Annotated in this window: 21 protein-coding genes; 10 read left to right on the top strand and 11 right to left on the bottom strand. The window is 69.0% G+C overall.

The genetic code is table 11. From position 1 onward, the window contains the following. Positions 1 to 150 precede the first annotated feature (150 nt). A complete protein-coding gene (gene dksA / locus EV668_RS21360; RefSeq protein WP_425359648.1) occupies positions 151 to 516 on the top strand; it encodes an RNA polymerase-binding protein DksA in 366 nt (121 codons plus the stop codon). A gap of 46 nt (positions 517 to 562) precedes the next feature. Here dksA and EV668_RS21365 read toward each other — a convergent pair whose 3' ends face one another. Continuing rightward, the gene (locus EV668_RS21365; RefSeq protein WP_245513356.1) at positions 563 to 2359 is read right to left on the bottom strand and encodes an ABC transporter ATP-binding protein; all 1797 of its coding nucleotides are present in this window, start codon (positions 2357 to 2359) and stop codon (positions 563 to 565) included. 222 nt (positions 2360 to 2581) lie between these two features. On the opposite strand from EV668_RS21365, the gene EV668_RS21370 reads away from it, so the two are divergent. Genes EV668_RS21370 through EV668_RS21380 form a run of 3 tightly spaced genes read left to right on the top strand, consistent with a single transcriptional unit; the run spans position 2582 to position 4502 of the window. Further along, positions 2582 to 2998 carry an HIT domain-containing protein gene (locus EV668_RS21370; RefSeq protein ID WP_133773977.1) on the top strand — a complete coding sequence of 139 codons (417 nt, stop codon included), beginning with the start codon at positions 2582 to 2584 and terminating at the stop codon, positions 2996 to 2998. 3 nt (positions 2999 to 3001) lie between these two features. Then, positions 3002 to 3931, top strand: coding sequence for an NAD(+) diphosphatase (nudC, locus tag EV668_RS21375; protein WP_133773979.1), 930 nt, complete (start codon positions 3002 to 3004; stop codon positions 3929 to 3931). Positions 3932 to 3953: 22 nt separating this feature from the next. After that, positions 3954 to 4502 (top strand): thioesterase family protein, encoded by a 549-nt coding sequence (locus EV668_RS21380; RefSeq protein WP_133773981.1) that lies wholly within the window; start codon positions 3954 to 3956, stop codon positions 4500 to 4502. A gap of 27 nt (positions 4503 to 4529) precedes the next feature. Here EV668_RS21380 and EV668_RS21385 read toward each other — a convergent pair whose 3' ends face one another. Together EV668_RS21385 and EV668_RS21390 are read right to left on the bottom strand one after the other, a co-directional pair. Next, a complete protein-coding gene (locus EV668_RS21385; protein WP_133773983.1) occupies positions 4530 to 5357 on the bottom strand; it encodes an NADPH-dependent oxidoreductase in 828 nt (275 codons plus the stop codon). Positions 5358 to 5367: 10 nt separating this feature from the next. Continuing rightward, the gene (locus EV668_RS21390) at positions 5368 to 6993 is read right to left on the bottom strand and encodes an ABC transporter ATP-binding protein (RefSeq protein WP_133773985.1); all 1626 of its coding nucleotides are present in this window, start codon (positions 6991 to 6993) and stop codon (positions 5368 to 5370) included. Positions 6994 to 7287: 294 nt separating this feature from the next. Between EV668_RS21390 and EV668_RS21395 the strand changes: the two genes are divergently transcribed. Then, positions 7288 to 8223, top strand: coding sequence for an ABC transporter ATP-binding protein (locus EV668_RS21395; protein ID WP_133773987.1), 936 nt, complete (start codon positions 7288 to 7290; stop codon positions 8221 to 8223). Further along, entirely contained in the window at positions 8220 to 8981 is a 762-nt protein-coding gene (locus EV668_RS21400) for an ABC transporter permease (RefSeq protein WP_133773989.1), read from the top strand. The genes EV668_RS21395 and EV668_RS21400 overlap by 4 nt, the downstream gene beginning before the upstream one ends. Positions 8982 to 9039: 58 nt before the next feature. On the opposite strand, the gene EV668_RS21405 is transcribed toward EV668_RS21400, so the two are convergent. Continuing rightward, positions 9040 to 10245 (bottom strand): ABC transporter substrate-binding protein, encoded by a 1206-nt coding sequence (locus EV668_RS21405; RefSeq protein WP_133773991.1) that lies wholly within the window; start codon positions 10243 to 10245, stop codon positions 9040 to 9042. Positions 10246 to 10447: 202 nt separating this feature from the next. On the opposite strand from EV668_RS21405, the gene EV668_RS21410 reads away from it, so the two are divergent. Continuing rightward, complete coding sequence (locus EV668_RS21410) at positions 10448 to 11062, top strand: carbonic anhydrase (protein WP_133773994.1); 615 nt, start codon at positions 10448 to 10450, stop codon at positions 11060 to 11062. Between the two features lie 66 nt (positions 11063 to 11128). Here EV668_RS21410 and EV668_RS21415 read toward each other — a convergent pair whose 3' ends face one another. Both EV668_RS21415 and EV668_RS21420 read right to left on the bottom strand, forming a co-directional pair. Next, positions 11129 to 11332, bottom strand: coding sequence for a CsbD family protein (locus EV668_RS21415; RefSeq protein ID WP_133773996.1), 204 nt, complete (start codon positions 11330 to 11332; stop codon positions 11129 to 11131). A gap of 114 nt (positions 11333 to 11446) precedes the next feature. Continuing rightward, positions 11447 to 13726, bottom strand: coding sequence for an NADP-dependent malic enzyme (locus tag EV668_RS21420; protein ID WP_133773998.1), 2280 nt, complete (start codon positions 13724 to 13726; stop codon positions 11447 to 11449). Positions 13727 to 13888: 162 nt separating this feature from the next. Between EV668_RS21420 and EV668_RS21425 the strand changes: the two genes are divergently transcribed. Further along, complete coding sequence (locus tag EV668_RS21425) at positions 13889 to 15124, top strand: argininosuccinate synthase (RefSeq protein ID WP_133773999.1); 1236 nt, start codon at positions 13889 to 13891, stop codon at positions 15122 to 15124. 12 nt (positions 15125 to 15136) lie between these two features. Here EV668_RS21425 and EV668_RS21430 read toward each other — a convergent pair whose 3' ends face one another. Together EV668_RS21430 and EV668_RS21435 are read right to left on the bottom strand one after the other, a co-directional pair. Then, a complete protein-coding gene (locus EV668_RS21430; protein ID WP_133774001.1) occupies positions 15137 to 15877 on the bottom strand; it encodes an anti-sigma factor in 741 nt (246 codons plus the stop codon). Beyond that, the gene (locus EV668_RS21435) at positions 15874 to 16428 is read right to left on the bottom strand and encodes a sigma-70 family RNA polymerase sigma factor (RefSeq protein WP_133774004.1); all 555 of its coding nucleotides are present in this window, start codon (positions 16426 to 16428) and stop codon (positions 15874 to 15876) included. Before EV668_RS21435 ends, EV668_RS21430 begins: the two co-directional genes overlap by 4 nt. Before the next feature lie 158 nt (positions 16429 to 16586). Here EV668_RS21435 and EV668_RS21440 point away from each other — a divergent pair, with 158 nt between their 5' ends. Then, positions 16587 to 17360 (top strand): DUF4394 domain-containing protein, encoded by a 774-nt coding sequence (locus EV668_RS21440; protein ID WP_133774006.1) that lies wholly within the window; start codon positions 16587 to 16589, stop codon positions 17358 to 17360. A 19-nt stretch (positions 17361 to 17379) separates the two neighbouring features. Here EV668_RS21440 and EV668_RS21445 read toward each other — a convergent pair whose 3' ends face one another. Further along, positions 17380 to 18027, bottom strand: a complete 648-nt coding sequence (locus tag EV668_RS21445) for a DsbA family oxidoreductase (RefSeq protein ID WP_133774008.1) — start codon at positions 18025 to 18027, stop codon at positions 17380 to 17382. A gap of 151 nt (positions 18028 to 18178) precedes the next feature. On the opposite strand from EV668_RS21445, the gene EV668_RS21450 reads away from it, so the two are divergent. After that, positions 18179 to 18793 carry a LysE family translocator gene (locus tag EV668_RS21450; RefSeq protein ID WP_133774010.1) on the top strand — a complete coding sequence of 205 codons (615 nt, stop codon included), beginning with the start codon at positions 18179 to 18181 and terminating at the stop codon, positions 18791 to 18793. Positions 18794 to 18813: 20 nt separating this feature from the next. On the opposite strand, the gene EV668_RS21455 is transcribed toward EV668_RS21450, so the two are convergent. Continuing rightward, positions 18814 to 19941, bottom strand: coding sequence for an NAD(P)-dependent alcohol dehydrogenase (locus EV668_RS21455; RefSeq protein WP_133774012.1), 1128 nt, complete (start codon positions 19939 to 19941; stop codon positions 18814 to 18816). A gap of 100 nt (positions 19942 to 20041) precedes the next feature. Continuing rightward, the gene (locus EV668_RS21460) at positions 20042 to 20440 is read right to left on the bottom strand and encodes a GtrA family protein (RefSeq protein WP_133774013.1); all 399 of its coding nucleotides are present in this window, start codon (positions 20438 to 20440) and stop codon (positions 20042 to 20044) included. Positions 20441 to 20444 lie beyond the last annotated feature (4 nt).

Consider the following 20444-nt stretch of genomic DNA (forward strand, 5'->3'; position numbering starts at 1 on the left):
TTGCCGCCGCGTCGTGATCGCGTCATGGGCTCAAGACAGTTGTCCGGCCACCGTGGTTCGCTGTATAGGCGCGCCCCACAAACCGGCTCGGAGGGTTTGACGGTGGTAAATGAACAGGACGCCTATCGACCTGTCGACGACGAGCCGTTCATGAATGAACGCCAGCGCGAATATTTCAAGCGCAAGCTCGCCGCCTGGAAGCAGGACATTCTGCGCGAAGCGCAGGATACGCTGGCCGCGCTCGCGAACGAGAACCCGAACCATCCCGATCTGGCCGACCGGGCGTCGTCCGAGACGGATCGGGCGATCGAGCTTCGCGCCCGCGACCGGCAGCGCAAGCTGATCTCGAAGATCGATGCGGCCATGGCGCGGATCGAGGAAGGGACCTACGGCTATTGCGAGGAGACGGGCGAGCCCATCTCCCTGCGCCGCCTGGAGGCGAGGCCCATCGCCACGCTGTCGCTCGAGGCGCAGGAGCGTCACGAGCGCAAGGAGCGCATCCACCGCGACGATTGAGGCCGCCGGCCCCTGCGGGGGCCGCCAGGGCGGCCGTGGAGCGGCTTCAGGCCGGCTCCTGTTCCCCGGCCTCGGGCAGGAACTCGCCGAGGACCTGGAGGCGCTGCAGGCGGGCATAGATGCCGCCCTGCTGGCCGAGCTCCTCATGCGTGCCGCTCTCCGCGATCCGGCCGCCGTCCAGCACGACGATGCGGTCGGCGTCGCGGATGGTCGAGAGGCGATGCGCGATCACGATGGTCGTGCGCCCGCGCATCAGCGAGCGGATCGCATCCTGGACGACGCGCTCCGCCTCGGCGTCGAGCGCACTCGTCGCCTCGTCGAGAAGCAGGATCGGCGCGTCCTTGAGGAAGGCGCGGGCGATCGAGATGCGCTGGCGCTCCCCGCCCGAAAGCCGCATGCCGCCTGGGCCGACCTCGGTGTCGTAGCCCTGCGGCAGGGCCGAGATGAAGCCGTGCGCCGCCGCGGCCGTCGCCGCCCGCTCGATCTCCTCGCGGCTCGCCCCCGGGCGGCCGAAGCCGATATTCGCCGCGATCGTGCCCTCGAAGAGGACGGTCTCCTGGGCGACGACGGCGATGGAGGCGCGCAGGCTCGCGAGCGTGACGTCGCGGACGTCCCGGCCGTCGATGAGGACGCGGCCCGACGTCGCGTCGTAGAGCCGCGGAAGGAGCGAGAGGAGGGTCGTCTTGCCGGAGCCCGAGCGGCCGACGACCGCCGTGATGCATCCGGCCGGCACGACGAGGTCGATCCCCTCCAGGGCCGGCGGCCCGTTCTCGTAGAAGAAGCCGACATTCTCGTAGCGGATCTCGCCGGGCGAGACGACGAGGGGCGTCGCGTCCGGCTTGTCCCGGATCGAGGGCCGCTCGTCGAGGATGGCGTAATAGCGCTTGAGGGCGGCGGCAGCCTCCTGCACGATCGCGTTGAGGTTGCCGAGCGCCCGCACGGGCTGGGCGGCGATGATGAGGGCGGTGACGAAGCCCGCGAAATCGCCGACGCTCGAGCGCCCCTCGAGGATGCGCCAGCCGATGATGGCGAGCACGACCGCGACCGCGATCCCGCCGCCGACCTCGAGCAGCGGGTCGAGCCGCGCCCGCGCATTGGCGGCCTTCATCTTGAGACGGCGCACGCCGTCGAAGGCGGCCGCCGTGCGGTCCTTCAGATAGCCTTCGAGGCCGTACGCCTTGGCGATCCGTGCCCCGGCGAGGCTCTCGGAGACGAGCGAGGCCATCTGGCCGACCTGCTCCTGGGTCGAGGTCGAGTTCCGGCGCAGCTTCTTGCCGATCCGCGCGATGGGATGCGCGACGAAGGGCACGACGCAGGCCGCGACCAGCGTCAGGGCCGGGTCGATCAGGAACATCGCCGCGACGAGCGCCGTCACCGTCGCGAGCTCGCGCAGGAACACCGTCGAGAGCCGCGTCAGCGCCTCCTTGATATAGGCGAAATCGGTCGTGAAGCGCTGCGTCAGGGCGGCCGGGCTCTCCTGGCCGAGCCGGGCGAGATCGGCGTCGATCAGGTGCCCGTAGAGCTTCGACTGCATGTCCGCCTCGATCCGGGTCACGACCCGGTTCGTCAGCAGCGTCATGGCATAGAGCGCGAAGCCCTTGATCGTGGTCACGAGGATCACGAAGAGGGGGCCGTAGACGATGGCGTCGCGGCGCTCGACGAAGAACCGCGTGAAGCCCAGATTGATCTTGATCGGATCGCCGGTGCCGTAGCGGTTGGTGAAGGCCTCGAAGGCCGCCTTGATCAGGACCGGGTAGAGGCCGGTCGAGGCGGCGACGATCGTGATGAAGACGAGCACGAGCGCCAGCGTGCGCGCATGCGGGCGCACCCAGTCGCGCCACATGCGGCGGACCAGGGCGACGGTGTCGCCCGACGGCAGGACGTCCACCGGCAGGACGCCGGGGGGCAGGACCCCGGAGGGCTTGGCGCGGCGCTTGAAAAGGGAGCTCACGGCGGGACGCATACAAGCAGCGCCGGGAACCGGCAAATCGGCGGATGGGCGCGGATCGCGCCCTGGCCCATCGTCGCGCTTGCCGGACGGCCAGCGGACGGCTACCTCGCAACCATGGATTCCGGCTTCACGCTCGATCCGCGGCTCGCGGGCGACACGGTCCCCGTCGGGGACCTGCGGCTGTCGACCGTCCTTCTCGTGGACGATGCCCGCTTTCCCTGGCTGATCCTGGTCCCGCGCCGGCCCGGCCTCAGCGAACTCACCGACCTCTCGCCGGAGGATGCCGGCACGCTGATGGACGAGATCCGCGTCGCGACGCGCGTGATGCTGGACCTCGCCAAGCCCGACAAGGTCAATGTCGGCGCGCTCGGCAACGTCGTCGCCCAGTTGCACGTCCATGTGGTCGGGCGCTTCCGCTCCGATCCCGCCTGGCCCGGCCCGATGTGGGGGCACGGTGCGCGCATGCCCTATCCCTCCCACGCAGCGGCCTCCCTCGCGGACCGCGCCGCCTCCCTCTTCGCGAAGGCCTGATCCATGACCCGCCCGCTCGAACTCGGCTTCGCGGCCAATCTCATCGACCGGTCGGGAGCCGAGCGGGAGGCCGAGAGCTATCTCGCCGTGGTGGACAGCCCGAACACCCTCCATGTCGTGATCGCTGGCGAATCGGCGATCCTCCTCGATCCGGGCGATGGCGGGCCGACCGCCTTCGTCCCGACCGAGGCCTTGGCGGGCGAGACGGTGATCGAACGCACCTTCCTCGGCCGGCTCGACGGGCGGCCGATCCTCGGAGCGCTGCTCGAAGCCGCGCGCGGGCAGGAATTGAAGGACGATCCCGGCTTCTTCGTCTCGGATCTGCGCTCGATCGCCATCGACCGGCCGCTCCCGGCGGGCGAGATCGGCCTCCTCGCCCAGGCGAAGTCGCTGCTGCACTGGCATCTGCGCCATCGCCATTGCGCCAATTGCGGCGCCCAGACGGCTCCGGCCCAGGCCGGCCAGCGCCGCGACTGCGCGACCTGCGGCGCCCAGCATTTCCCGCGCACCGATCCCGTCACCATCATGCTGATCGCGCGCGGCGACCATTGCCTCCTCGGCCGGCAGGCCCGGTTCGTCCAGGGGAGCTATTCCTGCCTCGCCGGCTTCGTCTCGCCGGGCGAGACGATCGAGGCTGCGGTGCGGCGTGAGGTGATGGAGGAGGCGGGCATCCGGGTCGGCACGGTGCGCTACATGTTCTCCCAGCCCTGGCCTTTCCCGTCATCCCTGATGATCGGCTGCATGGGCGAGGCGCTCGACGAGACCCTGACGGTCGATCTCGAGGAACTGGAGGATGCCCGCTGGTTCCCCCGCGAGGAGGTCGCCGCGATGCTGGAGCGCCGCCACGAGGGCGGGCTGATCACGCCGCCGCCGATGGCGATCGCGCATCACCTGATCCGCGCCTGGGTCGACGGCGCGACGCCGACCGGATGACGGCGCGCGGGGAGGGCGGCGCATGAACCTCTGGCTGCGGCTCCTTGCGACGATCTGGGCGGCATGGCGCGGCGCGCCGCTCGTGCCGCCGGGCGATGTGTCGCGGATGAACTTCCGGGTCTGGCCGCACGATCTCGACGTCTCGCTGCACATGAACAACGGCCGCTATCTCGGGATCATGGATCTCGGGCGGCTCGACCTGATCCTGCGCTCCGGCCTCTGGCGGTCGGTCCTGCGCCATCGCTGGACCCCGGTCCTCGACGGCGCGATCATCCGCTATCGACGCGAATTGCGGGCCTTCAAGCCCTTCCGCCTCGAGACGCGGATCCTCGCCTGGACGGGCGCGACGCTCCTCATCGAGCAGCGCATGCTGTCGCAGAACCGCGACGGGGCCGAGGTGCTCAACGCCATCGCGATCCATCGCGCCGCCCTCTACGACCGCCGCGCCAAGGCCTATGTCACGATCGACCGGCTGATGCGCGAGATCGGGATCGAGGCGACGAGCCCCGAGCTCCCCGACCATGTCGCGGCATTCCTTGCCGCCGAGGACGCGCTGCGCCGGGCAGGATAGGACGCGCCCTCACGACGCGTCCGGTTCTCACTTCAGCGGAAAACCCATCCTGCGCAGGGCGGGCTTCAGGCCATCGCGCCCGGCGAGCTGGCTGATCCGGCCGAGCCGGTTGCGGACGCGGTCGGTCCAGCTTCCGCCGCCGCCGTGGCGCGAGCCTTCGAAGGTCGCGTCGTAGGAGGCGAGCAGGTCCGCATCGACGCCGGCATCGTAGCGCTCGTCGTGGAAGACGGCCGCCTGGGGCAGGCGCGGCCTGATCCCGGCCGGGACGTCACGGTCGGCATAGCCGACGCAGAGGCCGAATACCCCCATCGCGCCCGGCGGCAGGCCGAGCGCCGTCGCGACGCCTTCGGGATCGTTCCGGAGCGCGCCGATATAGAGCGTCGAGAGCCCGAGCGATTCCGCCGCGACGACCGCATTCTGCGCCGCAAGCGCCGCATCGATCGAGGCGACGAGGAAGGTCTCGAAATAGGGCAGGTTCTCCATCGGCTGCCCGATCCGCTCCCCGATCCGTCCCGCGCGCGACAGGTCGGCCAGGAAGACCAGGAAGAGAGGGCATTGCTCGACATGCTTCTGGTTCGCCGCGATCGCGGCGAGCTTCGCGCGCGTTCCGGGATCCGAGACCGCGACGACCGACCAGGTCTGCATGTTGGACGAGGTCGCGGCCGATTGCGCCGCCGCGACGAGGAGCGGCAACGTGCCCTCGGGCACGGGATCGGGCTTGTAGGCGCGCACCGAATGGTGGCGCATCAGCAGCGCGATCGTGTCGTTCCACGGGAGGGCCTCCGGGGCCGCTCCCTGGCCGTAGCGCTCGCGCCAGGCCGCGTCGATGCGCTGCCGAGTCGTATCCGCGTCCATGCTTGCGTCCTTAGGCCGAGGCTTCCGCCGCGAGTTTTGCGCCGACCTCGTGGCCGCCGGGCACCGCCGCGAGAAGCGCCTTCGTATAGGCGTGTTGCGGGGCGGCGAAGAGGGCATGCGTCGATTGCAGCTCGACGATCCTGCCCTTCTGCATCACGGCGATGCGGTCGCACATCTGGGCCGCGACGCGCAGGTCGTGCGTCACGAACAGGATGGCGAGGCCGAGGCGCTTCTGCAGGTCCTGGAGCAGCCGCAGCACCTGCGCCTGGACGGAGACGTCGAGCGCGGAGACGGGCTCGTCGGCGACGAGGACCTCGGGGTCGAGGGCGAGCGCACGCGCGATGCCGACGCGCTGGCGCTGACCGCCGGAGAATTCGTGCGGGTAGCGGTCGATCACCTCCGGCCGGAGGCCGACGAGGTCGAGGAGGTTGCGCGCCCTGGCGAGCGCCTCCTCGCGCGGCACGCCCTGCGCGATCGGTCCCTCGGCGATGATGCGCCCGACGGTGCGGCGCGGGTTCAGCGAGGCGAAGGGGTCCTGGAAGACCATCTGGATGCGCTTGCGCAGCGGCCGGAACTGGGATTGCGACAGGCGCTCGATATCGGTGTCGCCGATCCGGATCGAGCCGGCATCGGGCTCGATCAGGCGCATCACGCAGCGGCTGACGGTCGACTTGCCGGAGCCCGATTCGCCGACGAGGCCGAGCGTCTCGCCGCGCTTGATGGCGAAGGTGACGTCCTCGGCCGCCCGCACTTCGCGGCCTTTCCGGAAGAAGCCGCGGCCGCGATAGACCTTGTTCAGCCCCTTCACGTCGAAGGCGACCGTCGCGCCCGAGAGGTCCTTCGCCGGCGGCGGTTCGAGCGAGGGCACGGCCGCGAGGAGGCGCTTCGTGTAGTCGTGCTGCGGGTTGTGCAGCACCTCCTGCGCGGTGCCGCGCTCGACGCAGATGCCGTGCTGCAGCACCGCGACCTTGTCGGCGATCTCCGAGACGACGCCGAAATCGTGGGTGATGAAGAGGACGGCGGTGCCGTGCTTCTTCCGCAGGGCGTCGAGCAGCTTCAGGATCTGGGCCTGGGTGGTGACGTCGAGGGCGGTCGTCGGCTCGTCGGCGATGATGAGCTTCGGCTCCATGGCGAGGGCCATGGCGATCATGACGCGCTGGCGCTGGCCGCCGGACAATTCGTGCGGATAGGCACGGGCGATGGCCGGCGGGTCGGGCAGGCCGACCTCGGTGATGAGCTCCAGAGCCCGGGCCCGGCGCTTCGCGCGGTCGAGCGCGTTATGGGCCTCGAAGGTCTCCTCGATCTGCTCGGAGACCCGCATCACCGGGTTCAGCGAGGTCATCGGCTCCTGGAAGATCATCGAGACGTCGCGGCCGCGCACCGACCGCATCTCCGTCTCGTTGAGCTTGAGGAGATCGCGTCCCTCGAGCCGGATCGCGCCGCCCGTCGCCTTTACGGCGCGGGGCAGCAGCCCCATCGTCGCGAGCGCCGTCATCGACTTGCCGGAGCCGGATTCGCCGACGACGCAGAGCGTCTCGCCGCGCTCGACCGTCAGCGACAGGTTCTGGATGGCGAAGGCCCGGTCGCCGGCCATCGGCAATGCGAGGGAGAGGTTGTCGATCTCGAGAACGGCCATCGGATCACCTTTCGCGCGAGGCGCGCTGCCCGCGAGGCGGGCTGGTCGGATCGGCGAGGGCCGCTGTCGAACGCACAGATGTCGTCATCGTCTCGCCGGCTCCGCTGCGGCTGCCGTCGAGCGGCGGGTTGCAAGGATTAGACCGGCCCGGTTTCCGGCCGTCAACGCTGCATTGCCGGGGCCGGGGGCGGCGGCGGCATCGAGGGAGGGGTCCAGATCGCCCGACACCGGCGTGCGTCGCAGCACGGCGGCCGGCTGGACGCGGCCGGCAAAGCGCGGCATGCCAGCGCCGCAATGCAACCCGCCATTTCCATCCAGACAGTATCGAAGACCTACAAGAGCGGCCCTCCGGCGCTCAAAACGGTCGATCTCGACATTCGGCCTGGAGAAATCTTCGCCCTGCTCGGTCCGAACGGCGCCGGTAAGACGACCCTGATCGGCATCTGTTGCGGCACCGTCCGGGCCTCGACCGGGAGGGTTCTGGTCGAGGGTCACGACGTCGTTCGGGACTATAAAGCGGCACGACGCCGCGTCGGGCTCGTGCCGCAGGAACTGCACACCGATTCCTTCGAAAGCGTCTGGGCGACGGTGAGCTTCAGCCGAGGCCTCTTCGGCCATGCGCCGAACCCGGCCCATATCGAACGCGTCCTGCGCGACCTGTCGCTCTGGGAGAAGCGCGACGCCAAGATCATCACGCTCTCGGGCGGCATGAAGCGGCGCGTCCTGATCGCCAAGGCACTCGCTCACGAGCCGCGCGTCCTCTTCCTCGACGAGCCGACGGCCGGCGTCGATGTCGAGCTGCGCCGGGACATGTGGGTCCTCGTCCGGCGCCTGCGCGAGCAGGGCGTCACCATCGTGCTCACGACGCATTACATCGAGGAGGCCGAGGAGATGGCCGACCGGATCGGCGTCATCAACCGCGGCGAGCTGGTCCTCGTCGAGGAGAAGGCCGAGCTCATGCGCCGGCTCGGAAAGAAGCGGCTCACGATCGATCTCGACGCGCCGCTTGCGGCCTTGCCAGACGGCCTGCCGGCCGAGCAGCTCGCCCTCTCCGAGGATGGCCGCCGCCTGACCTACAGCTTCGACGCGAAGGCGGGGGGAAGCGGCATCGGCACGCTGATGGAGCGGCTTCGCGCGGCGGGCGTGCGGATCGCGGACCTGAACACGGAGCAGTCGACGCTCGAGGACATCTTCGTCGAGCTCGTGCACGACGAGAGGCCGGCGGCATGAACTGGTACGCGCTGCGCGCCATTTACCGGTTCGAGATGAACCGGACCCGGCGCACGCTTCTTCAAAGCATGGTCTCGCCCGTGATCTCGACGGTGCTCTATTTCGTGGTCTTCGGGGCCGCGATCGGCGGGCGCATCCAGGAGGTCGACGGAGTGCCCTACGGCGCGTTCATCGTGCCGGGGCTGATCATGCTCTCGCTCCTGATGCAGAGCGTCTCGAACGCCTCCTTCGCGATCTATTTCCCGCGCTTCACGGGCACGATCTTCGAGCACCTGTCGGCGCCCGTCTCGCCCTTCGAGCTGACCTCGGCCTATGTCGCCGCGGCGGCGACGAAATCGGTCATCCTCGGGCTGATCATCCTCGCGACATCGGCGATCTTCGTCCCGCTCAAGATCGCCCACCCGATCTGGATGGTGTCCTTCCTCGTCCTCACCTCCGTGACCTTCAGCCTGTTCGGCTACGTCATCGGCATCTGGGCCGACAGTTTCGAGAAGCTTCAGCTCATCCCGATGCTGATCATCACGCCGCTGACCTTCCTCGGCGGCAGCTTCTATTCGATCGACATGCTGCCGCCCTTCTGGCGCAGCGTCAGCTTCCTGAACCCGGCCTTCTATCTCGTCTCCGGCTTCCGCTGGAGCTTCTTCGGCACGGCCGAGATCGGGATCGGGATCAGCCTCACGATGACGCTGATCTTCCTCTTCGCCTGCGCGGGCATCGTCACCTGGATGTTCCGCACGGGGTATCGGCTGAAGCCGTAGCGTCGCCCCGGCGCGCTTGGGCCCGGGGCGACAGGTCGGGCGGATCGGAGGCTGGGCCTCAGCCCGCCGTGTGCGGGCAGCCGCTCTTCTCCGGCGACAGGAACAGCTTCTCGGCCGGGATCGTGTCGACGATGCGGTAGATGTCGGCCGGACCCTTCGAGTCCTTCGGGCTCTTCACCTCGACGAGGTACATGTCCATCGTCACCCGGCCGTTGGACTGGATGCGCGGGTTCTTGAGCATGCCGCCGGTGATGGGCAGGGCCTTCATCGCCTTGTCGACGGCGGCGGGCTCGGTCGTCTTCGCCTCCGCGACGGCGCGCAGGTAGTGGGTGGTCGCGATATAGGCGAGGGCGTGGCCCATCGTCGGCACCTGATTGCCGTTGCGCGCCATGAAGCGCTTCGCCCAGGCGCGGGTGTCGTCGTTGGCGTCCCAGTAGAAATTCACCGCGAAGCGGAGGCCCTGCGCCGTATCGAGGCCGAGGGCGACGACGTTGTTGGCGAAGACCAGCATCGAGATCAGCTTCGACGAGACGCCGAATTCGCGCGCCTGCTTGATCGTGTTGACGAGGTCGGGCCCGGCATTGGCGAGGCCGATCACGTCGGCCCCCGAGGCCTGGGCGGTGAGAAGGGGCGAGGACATGTCGGCCGTGCCGAGCGGGTGGCGCGTCTCGCCGACCACCTCGCCGCCCGCCGCCTTCACGGCCTTGGTCGCATCCGCCGAGAGATTGTGGCCGAAGACGTAGTCGGCGGTGAGAAGATACCACTTCTTGCCGCCGCCCTTGACGACGGCCTCGGCGACCGCGTTGGCGAGTTCGCCGGTCGACGGCGCCCATTGCGTCCCGTAGGGCGAGCAGCCGGTGCCGGAGAAATTCGCCGCGTAGCCGCCCGAGATCAGCGTCGTGAACTTGCGCTGCTTGGCATAGGTCTGGATGGCGAGGCCGACGGAGCTCGCACCGCCATTCACCACCGCGACGACACCCCTCTCATCCACGAACTGGCGGGCGAGGGTCGAACCGATATCGGGCTTGTTCTGGTGATCGGCGGAGATCACCTCGATCGGCCGGTCCAGGACCTTCCCGCCGAAATCCTCCACGGCCATCTGCGTCGCGAGCACCGTGTTGGGGCCGCCATTGGCGGAATACATGCCGGACAGATCGTCGATCACGCCGATCCGGACGGGTTGCTGCGCCGTGGCGACCGTCGCGCCCGCCAAGGTGAACCCAAGCGCCAGACATGCGCATGACAGCGTCAGACCCGTCCTCATCACTGCATTCCCTCTCCGGTCCCGTGCCGTCGAAGCGGCATTCGGCGAGCCTGCGGCTCCGGCCGAGCTTTGCGGCAGGGCAGAAGCGGAGTCCATTGCGGAAAATCGACGCGAAGCGGACGGATCGCCCTGTCGCCCATCCGAGCGGTTGACAGCCGCGCGACCCGCGGCAACTGGAATGCGCATGTGCAAGACAAATCACATGCTCGATCATCTGAAGGATCGGAACCGCGTCTGGGCGAGCCGCAAGGTCGAGGCCGATCCCGGCTTCTTCAAGCGCCTCATCGGCCAGCAGGCACCCGAATATTTCTGGATCGGATGCTCCGACAGCCGCGTTCCGGCCTCCGAGATCGTCGACCTCGATCCCGGCGAGGTCTTCGTGCACCGCAACGTCGCCAACCTCGCCCCGCCGCAGGATGCGAACTACCTCTCGGTGCTGCAATTCGCCGTCGACGTGCTCAAGGTGAAGCACATCCTCGTCGTCGGACATTACGGCTGCGGCGGCGTCGCGGCCTCGGTCGATGGCAAGCGACGCGGCCTCGTCGACCACTGGCTCCAGCCGATCCGCGAGGTCGCGCGCTTCCATTGCGAGGAACTCGAAGCCCTGCCGGAGGGCCGCGAACGCCTCGATCGCCTCTGCGAACTGAACGTCATGCGGCAGGTCAGGAATGTCGCGACCGACGTCTTCGTCCAGGATGCCTGGGCGCGCGGCCAGACCTTGGCCGTGCATGGCTGGGTCTATTCGATCGGAAACGGGCTCGTCACGGACATGAACGTCACCGTGACCAATGCCGCGGAAGCCGCGGCGCTGTTCTGATCAGCGCGCGGCACGAAAAAGGGCGGCCATCCGAGGATGACCGCCCCATGATCCGAGATTGTCGGATCAGAACTGCTTCTTGACCGTATCGGCGGCCTTGGACGCCTGGTTCTTGACCTCGCCCATCGTCTGCTGGGCTTCGCCCTTGGCTTCCTGGGCGAGGCCCTCGGCCTGAAGCTTTTCGCTTCCGGTCATCTTGCCCACGCCCTGCTTGACGTTGCCGGCGGCCTCGTTGGCCATGCCCTTGATCTTGTCGGTCGTGCCGCTCATCGCTGAACTCCCTCGTGCGGGCCGTGAGGCGCCGCTTCATGGGCATTGAACGACGCTCCCATCCGCAATGTTCCTGGGCGTAACCTTCCGGACGCACGCCCTCCCGGAGGGAACTCAGCCGCCCAGGCCGTAGCCCGCCAGAGCGGCCATGCGCACGATGTCGGCATCCGTGGCACCGAGCGAGACGATCTGCACGGGCTTGTCCAATCCGACGAGAAGCGGGCCGACCACCGTCGCGCCGCCGAGCTCCTGCAGCATCCGCGTCGAGATCGAGGCGGAATGGAAGGCCGGCATGACGAGGACGTTGGCGGGGCCGGTCAGGCGGCAGAACGGATAGGCCTTCATGTGCTCGGGGTTCAGCGCGACGTCCGCCGCCATGTCGCCGTCGTATTCGAAATCGACGCGCATGGAATCCAGGATCTTGACCGCCTCGCGCACGTGCCGCGAGCGCTCTCCCTCCGGATGGCCGAAGGTCGAGAAGGCGAGCAGCGCGATCTTCGGGTCCATGCCGAGCCGCCGGGCCACGCCCGCCGCCTCGATCGCGATCTCGGCGAGGGATTTCGCGTCGGGCATCTCGGTCACGGCGGTGTCGGCGACGAGCACGGTGCGCCCGCGCGTCAGGCAGAGCGAGACGCCGATGACGCGGTGCCCCGGCTTCGGCTCGATCACGCGCCGGACCTCCTCGAGCGCGACCGAGAAGTTGCGGGTGACGCCCGTGACCATGGCGTCGGCATCGCCGAGCTCGACCATCGAGGCGCCGAAGGAGTTGCGGTCCTGGTTGATCAGGCGCTGGCAGTCGCGGAACAGATAGCCGTGTCGTTGCAGCTTCTCGTAGAGATATTGCGCATAGGCGACGTTGCGCTTCGAGACGCGTGCGTTGTGGATCTCGATCCCGGGCCGATCGATCTCGATGCCGGCGGCCTCGGCCGAGGCCTTCACCGTGTCCTCGCGGCCGACCAGGATCGCGGTGCCGAGCCCCTGGTTCACGAAGCTCACGGCGGCGCGGATCACCTGCTCCTCCTCGCCTTCGGCGAAGACGACGCGCTTCGGGTATTTCCGGACCCGGTCGAAGACCTGGGCCAGGATGCCGGCGGTCGGATCGCGCCGCGCCTGGAGTTGGGCCGCGTAGTTGGGGGGGATCGGACGGCCGGCGACGCCGGTCGCCACCGCGGCCTCGGCCACCGCGACCGGGATGGTCGAGATCAGGCGCGGATCGAACGGCACCGGGATGATGTATTCGCGCCCGAAGCGCGGCCGCGCGCCCTGATAGGCGGCCGCCACCTCGTCCGGCACGTCCTCGCGCGCGAGATCGGCGAGGGCGCGGACCGCGGCGAGCTTCATCTCCATGTTGATCGTCGTGGCGCGCACGTCGAGCGCCCCGCGGAAGATGTAGGGAAAGCCGAGGACGTTGTTGACCTGGTTCGGATAATCCGAGCGGCCCGTCGCCATGATGGCGTCGCCGCGCACCTTCGCGACGTCCTCGGGCGAGATCTCCGGATCCGGGTTCGCCATGGCGAAGATGATGGGATTGGCCGCCATCGAGCGGATCATCTCCGGCGTGAAGGCGCCCTTGGCCGAGAGGCCGAACACGGCGTCGGCCCCCTCAAGCGCCTCGGCGAGCGTCCGCGCCTTGGTCTCGACCGCGTGGCCGGACTTCCACTGGTTCATGCCCTCGGTGCGGCCGCGATAGATCACGCCCTTCGTGTCGCAGAGGACGACGTTGTTCGGCGTGAAGCCGAGCGCCTTCAAGAGCTCGACGCAGGAGATGCCGGCGGAGCCGGCTCCGTTGACGACGAGCTTGGCGTCCTTGAGGTCGCGGCCCGTGAGCTGGAAGGCATTGAGGAGGCCGGCCGCGGCGATGATGGCGGTGCCGTGCTGGTCGTCATGGAAGACCGGGATCGGCATCAGCTCCTTGAGCCGCTCCTCGATCATGAAGCATTCGGGGGCCTTGATGTCCTCGAGGTTGATGCCGCCGAAGGCCGGGTGGAGATGGCGCACGGCCTCGATGAAGGTGTCCGCATCCTCGGTATCGACCTCGATGTCGAAGGAATCGACATCGGCGAAGCGCTTGAAGAGGACGGCCTTGCCTTCCATCACCGGCTTCGAGGCGAGCGCGCCGCGATTGCCGAGCCCCAGGATCGCCGTTCCGTTCGTGATGACGGCGACCATGTTGCCCTTGGCGGTGTAGTCGTAGGCCGTGGCCGGATCGTCCGCGATGGCGAGGACGGGGACGGCGACGCCCGGCGAATAGGCGAGCGAGAGATCGCGCTGCGTTGCCATGGGCTTGGTCGCCACGACTTCGAGCTTCCCGGGGCGGCCGACCGAATGGAAGTTCAGCGCCTCCTGGTCGGTAAAGGTCGGCCGCTTGCCGCGCGGAGGGCTGCTGTCGCTCATGTCCTCGGGTCTTTCGTTTCCTCGAGATTCGACCGTAGGGAGCGGAGTCGGCTCGCTCAAGCGTTTTTGGCCCGTTTTCCGGCAGGCGGGGCGCGTCTTTCCGGCCCCGTTGCACGCGTCGGCGGCGGGCGATATGCCCTGCGCCATCTTCCGGAGCTCCGAATGTCCGACACCAAGCAAGTGAAGAAGGTCGTCCTCGCCTATTCGGGCGGCCTCGACACCTCGATCATCCTGAAATGGCTGCAGACCACCTATGGCTGCGAGGTCGTCACCTTCACGGCCGATCTCGGCCAGGGCGAGGAGCTGGAGCCGGCCCGCAAGAAGGCGGAGCTGCTCGGCATCAAGCCGGAGAACATCTTCATCGAGGACCTGCGCGAGGAATTCGTGCGGGACTACGTCTTCCCGATGTTCCGGGCGAACGCCCATTACGAAGGCCTCTATCTCCTCGGCACCTCGATCGCGCGCCCGCTCATCGGCAAGCGCCAGATCGAGATCGCGGAGGAACTCGGCGCCGACGCGGTCTGCCATGGCGCGACCGGCAAGGGGAACGACCAGGTCCGTTTCGAGCTGACCTATTACGCGCTCAAGCCCGACGTCACCGTCATCGCGCCCTGGCGCGAATGGGACCTGCGCTCGCGCGAGCAGCTCATCGACTTCGCCGAGAAGCACCAGATCCCGATCGCCAAGGACAAGCGCGGCGATGCGCCCTTCTCGGTCGACGCGAACCTCCTGCACTCCTCGTCCGAGGGGAAGGTGCTGGAGGATCCCGCCGCCGAGGTGCCGGACTACGTCTTCTCGCGCACGATCTCGCCGGAAGAGGCGCCCGACACCCCGACGATCATCACGATCGGCTTCGAGCGCGGCGACCCGGTCTCGGTCGACGGCACGCCGATGTCTCCGGCGACGCTGCTCAAGCATCTCAACGATCTCGGCCGCGACAACGGCATCGGCCGGCTCGACCTCGTCGAGAACCGCTTCGTCGGCATGAAGAGCCGCGGCATGTACGAGACGCCCGGCGGCACGATCCTCGCCCTCGCCCACCGCGCCATCGAATCGGTCACGCTCGATCGCGGGGCGGCGCATCTCAAGGACGAGATCATGCCGAAATATGCCGAGCTCATCTATAACGGCTTCTGGTTCTCGCCCGAGCGCGAGATGCTCCAGGCGCTGATCGACAAGAGCCAGGAGCTGGTCTCCGGCACGGTGCGTCTCAAGCTCTACAAGGGCGGCGTCCACGTCCTCGGCCGCGAGAGCCCGAACTCGCTCTACGACCAGGACCTCGTCACCTTCGAGGAGGGCGCCGTCGCCTACGACCACCGCGACGCGGCCGGCTTCATCAAGCTGAACGCGCTGCGCCTGCGCACGCTCGCCCAGCGCAGGAAGAAGCTCGGCCTCTGACGAGTTCGCCGTCTACAGCGTCGGGCTCGTCGTTCCCTTCATCAGGATGGGGCCGGTCGGCCGACCGGTCGGCGAGCCGGCCTTCGGTTCGAGCGTGATCTCGAAGAGCTGGTTCGGGATCGTGCGGGGCAGGTTCTCGACGGGAAGCCGGATCTGGCGCGCCCGGTCGAGGATCCCGAGCGAGACGGGGCCATGAGCCCTGTCCCAGAGCGTCCAGACCTGGAGCGATCGATCGTCGGGGACCGCGATCGACTCCAGCGGCAGCAATCGTGCGCGGCCGTCGGCGAAGATGTCGACAACCGCCGCGGCGCGATGGGTATCGGTGAGCAGGACGGCGACCATGATCGGGCTCGGCTGCCGCGTGGCGGTGACGAGGCCGATCGCCAGGGCCGCCGAGGCAGCCGCGAAGGTCGCGGTCCGCCAGACGGGGAGGCTCTGCCAGAAGCCGGCGAGCCAGCCCGATTTCCCCGCTCGCAGGACGGACCGGCGATCGGCGGCCTGCGCGGCGGCGGGAGCCGCGATCGCGTCCTCGATTCTCTGCCAGAGCGCGTCGTCGGCCGGCACCGGCTCCGCCGTCGCATCGAGTTCGGCCATCCGCTCCCGCCAGTGCGCGACGGCGGCTGCGAAGGCCGGATCATGCACCTCGCGCTCCGCGGCACGGGCGGTGTCGACCTCATCGAGGAGGCCAAAGACGTAGAGCCCCGCATCGAGGTCGCTCTCGTCGTCCGGCGGGGTCGGGGCGGTCGGGCTCATGCCATGCACCGGCGCAGGAGGATCAGCGAGCGCCGCATCCAGGATTTCATCGTGCCGAGCGGCACGCCCAGCCTCCCGGCCAATTCGCCATGGGTCAGGCCACCGGCATAGGCCAGCAGCACGGCACGGCGTCGGATCGGATCGAGGCCCTCGAGGCAGCGCCGCAGCCGTCCGGCTTCCGAGAGGCGTTCGACCATCGCATCGGCGCGCTCCTCCCCGCTTTCGAGGGCCATGGGCTCGAAATCGTCGACGAGATCCGTCTTCCGCTCGCTGCGCAGGATGTTCAGCGCCCGGTTGCGGAGGATCGCGTACAGCCAGGTCCGGGCCGACCCGCGGGTGGAATCGAAACTGGCGGCATGCTGCCAGACGCGGACGAACGTGTCCTGCACCGCCTCCTCCGCCAGGGCCTGCCGGTGCAGGACGCGCTTCGCGACGCCGAGCATCGAGCGGGATTCGCGCTCGTAGATGAGCCGCAGCGCGGATCGGTCGCCGGCAGCGCAGCCTCTGACAGCTGCGCCGAGTTCATCGCGCCGCTCTGGATCCGTCCCCACGCGTCCTCCGTGCCCGTCGAGAGGAGACTACACGGCGGCTCGCCCGCTGGATGCTCGGTGCCGGAAAAAAAAATCTGCGGTGCGGTGCATCCGTCCGATGCCGTGCCGTGTAGCCCCTCCGACCGGTCGCCTCGGCCGGATGTCCAGGGAGATCCATCATGCTGAAATCAACCGGCCTCGCCCTCCTCGCCGTCGGCCTCGCCGCGGGTGCCGCCAGGGCGGAGATGGTCGCCGCGCTCGTCGGCGACGACACCATCGCCATGGTCGATACGAACGCCAAGAAGGTCACGGGGTCGATGAAGGTGTCGGGGATCTCCGGCACGATCCTCGGGATCGACGTCCGCCCGGCGGACGGGATGCTGTACGCGGTGATCTCCGACGGCCACATCGTCACGATCGACAAGAGCGGCAAGGCGGCGGTCAAGTCGAAGCTCGAGACCATGCTGCCCGCGGGCGTGATGGCGACGGTCGATTTCAATCCGGTCGCCGATCGCCTGCGCGTCATCGGGTCCGACGGCACCAACCTGCGCGTCAATGTCGACGACGGAAAGGTGGTCAAGGACGGAAGCCTGAAATTCGCCGATGCCGACACGATGAAGGGCAAGACGCCGAAGGTCGTGGCCGGCGCCTATACCAATTCGATGAAGGGCGCGAAGGAGACCGTTCTGTTCGACATCGATGCGTCGGGAACGCTGCTGAAGCAGGCGCCCCCGAACGATGGCGTCCTCAACACGGTCGGGCCGATGGGCATGAGCGGCGACGGCGTCGCCTTCGACATCGCCTCGGACGGCAAGGGCGGCAATTCCGCCTGGGTGATGGCGGGCGACACGCTCTACAGCGTCGACCTCGCCACCGGAAAGGGCACCAAGGCCGCCACGATCGCAGGCGTGTCCGGCAAGGTCCGCGACATCGCGGTCATGCCGAAGATGTGACGGCCCGGCGCCGTAGCCGCTACTCGGCCGCGGCGCCGGTCTCCGTCCGCTGGCGCAGGGCCGCGATCCATTGATCCGGCGTCTGGGCGCCCGAGACCGCCCAGCTGTGGTCGACGATGAAGAAGGGCACGCCCTGGACGCCGATCTCGCCCGCGCGCCGCTCGAGGGCGACGATCTCCCGGCCCAGCGCCGGGTCGGACAGGGCGGCTTCGGCCGCCGCGCGGTCGAGACCCTGCTCCTCGGCGATGGCGAGCAGCACGTCGTCCGCGCCGATCTCGCGAGCCTCCTCGAAATAGGCGTGGAGCAGCGCCTGGTTCACGGCCTCGCCGCGCCCATTCTTGCTCGCATGGGCGATCAGCCGATGCGCCTTGCGGGTGTTCGGCGTGCGGGCGATCCGGTCGAAAGCGAAGGCGATTCCCTCCTCCGCGCCGCGGGCGGTCATCTCGCGATCGAGCGTCGCGGCCCGTTCCGAGCCGAATTTCGCGGCCCGGTAGTGCGCGCGCTCCATCCCCTCTTCCGGCATGTCCGGATTGAGCTCGAAGGGCAGCCACTCGACCGTCGTCTCGCCCCGCAGGCCGAGCTCGTCGAGCGCCTTCTCGAGGCGCCGCTTGCCGATGAAGCACCAGGGGCAGATCACGTCGGAAAAGACGGCGATGGACAGCGTCATGACGGTCTCCTTTCGCGGAGCCTAACCCATCCTTCGGGTCGCGCGAACCCGGAGGGGCCGATCCGACGCGCTCGGTCGCGCCGTGTCCGGATCGCCCCGCCTGTCCCGTCTCCCGTCGCGAGGGCCGCTGCGGCTCCGTGGGGGACACGATATGGAGATCGGTGCGGAGCAGGCTGCGGGGCTTCCCGAATTCGCGCTCGCCTACCTCCTGATCATGGCCCTGCCCGGCGCGAATCTTCTCGTCGTCGCTCGCGCGGGCGCGGCCGCCTCCCGCCGCGGAGCTCTTGCCGCCGCGCTCGGGATCGGCTGCGGCGCCGGGATCCTCGCGATGGCGGCGGCTTCCGGTGCGAGCCTATTCGCCGCCGATCCCCGAGCCGCGACCCTCGGCAAGCTCGTCCTCGCTGCGATGTTGCTGCTCATCGGCCTCGGCGCGCTCCGCCGGGCCTTCCGCGCCCTCCCGTCCGGCGGCTGCTCCGACGAGACGCGGATCGCCGGCCATTTCGGGCTGGGCCTGCTCACCGCCGTCACCAATCCCGTGACGAGCACCTTCTTCGTCGGTGCCGTCGTCGGTGCGCGCATTCCGCCCGGCTCGTTCGTCCTGACCGTCTTCGTCCTCGCGACCGCATGGTTCGGCGGGGTTGCCCTCGGCCTGTCAAACCGCCATCTCCGCCGCCTCTACGAGCAATCGCGGCGGAGGGTCGATCTCGCGCTCGGGGTCGTCCTGACCGGGGCCGGGATCGTCACGGCGCTGCGGATCCTCGCGTGACGGAGCCGCAGCCTGGACGCTCAGGGCGTGATCGCGACCTTGAGGACGCCGTCGCGCTGATGCGAGAACATCTCGTAGGCCTCGGTGATGCGCTCCAGCGGGAAGCGGTGCGTGACGAGCGCGCCGAGATCGGCGCGGCCGGTGGCGACGACATCCATCAGCCGCCGCATCCGCTCCTTGCCGCCGGGGCAGAGCGCGGTCACGATCCGATGGTCGCCGAGCCCGGCCGCGAAGGCGCCGAGGGGGATGGTCAGGTCGCTCGAATAGACCCCGAGCGAGGAGAGCGTTCCGCCCGGCCGCAGCACCCGCAGGGCCGCCTCGAAAGTCTTCTGCAGCCCGAGCGCCTCGATCGAAACGTCGACGCCGCGCCCGTCCGTGAGGCGCATGATCTCGTCGACCGGATCGACCTTCGAGAAATCGACGATCTCGTCGGCGCCGAGCCGCCGCGCCACGGCCTGCCGCTCGGGGATGCTCTCGACTGCGATGATCCGCGTCGCGCCCATCAGCTTCGCCCCCGCCGTGGCGCAGAGCCCGATCGGTCCCTGGGCGAAGATCGCGACGCTGTCGCCGATCTTCACGCCGCCGTTCTCGGCGCCGGAAAAGCCGGTCGACATGATGTCCGGGCACATCAGGACCTGCTCGTCGCTGAGCCCGTCCGGGACCGGCGCGAGATTGACCATGGCGTCGGGCACCAGCAGGAAATCGGCCTGTGCGCCGTCGATCGTGTTGCCGAAGCGCCAGCCGCCCATCGCCTTGAAGCCGTGCTTCTCGCCGGGGCCGTCCTGCGAGGAGCAGCCGCAGAGGCAGGCGGCGCTGTGGCCGGACGGCGTGATGGCGCCGGCGATGACGCGCTGGCCCTCGCGGAAGCCCAGAACCGAGGAGCCGAGCTTCTCGATGATGCCGACCGGCTCGTGGCCGATGGTGAGGCCGCGTGCGACCGGGTACTCGCCCTTCAGGATGTGGACGTCCGTCCCGCAGATCGTGGTCGTCGTGATGCGGATCAGGGCGTCGAGCGGCCCGATCTCGGGGACGGGCTTGTCGTCGAGCTCGATCCGGCCGGGCTCGACGAAGATGGCGGCCCGCATCTTGGGCGGCCGCGGTCTCGTGCTCGTCGTCGAAGCGGGGGAGGCTTGGGGCGATGTCGGCATGGGGAGAGCTCCGTCTGCTGTCGCGAGAGCGTCGCTTATCATCCCGAGGCCGTCCCGACGAATTGATCCAGCGCAAAAGGCGCGGCTCGGGCTCTCGCGCTCAGGGCGGCGGCGCCCGGAATGTCCAGAGCCTGTGCGCGCCGAAGCTCCAGAACAGGACGGCGGCCGTCGTCAGGAGCTGCGCGGCGAGATAGGGCATCCCGGCCCCGCGCACGAGGCCGGCCACCATCGCCCAGGTGATGAGGAAACCCGTGCCGGCGACGGCGGCGAAGCGCCAGGTCGCCTCGCGATGCGGGCGGGCGCTCGCATAGGTCAGGCGCCGGTTGAGGAGATAGGACACGATCCCGCCAGCGACATAGCCGACGAGGGTCGCGGGGACCGGATCGACCCGATAGCCTTCGACGAGGCCGATCAGCAGGCCGTAATGGGCGATCGCCGCCGCGAGCCCAACGGCGACGAAGACGCCGAACTGGCGCCCGAGAGCGGCCGGAAGGGCCATTCCG

This window comes from Enterovirga rhinocerotis (assembly GCF_004363955.1).
GTDB lineage: Bacteria > Pseudomonadota > Alphaproteobacteria > Rhizobiales > Beijerinckiaceae > Enterovirga > Enterovirga rhinocerotis.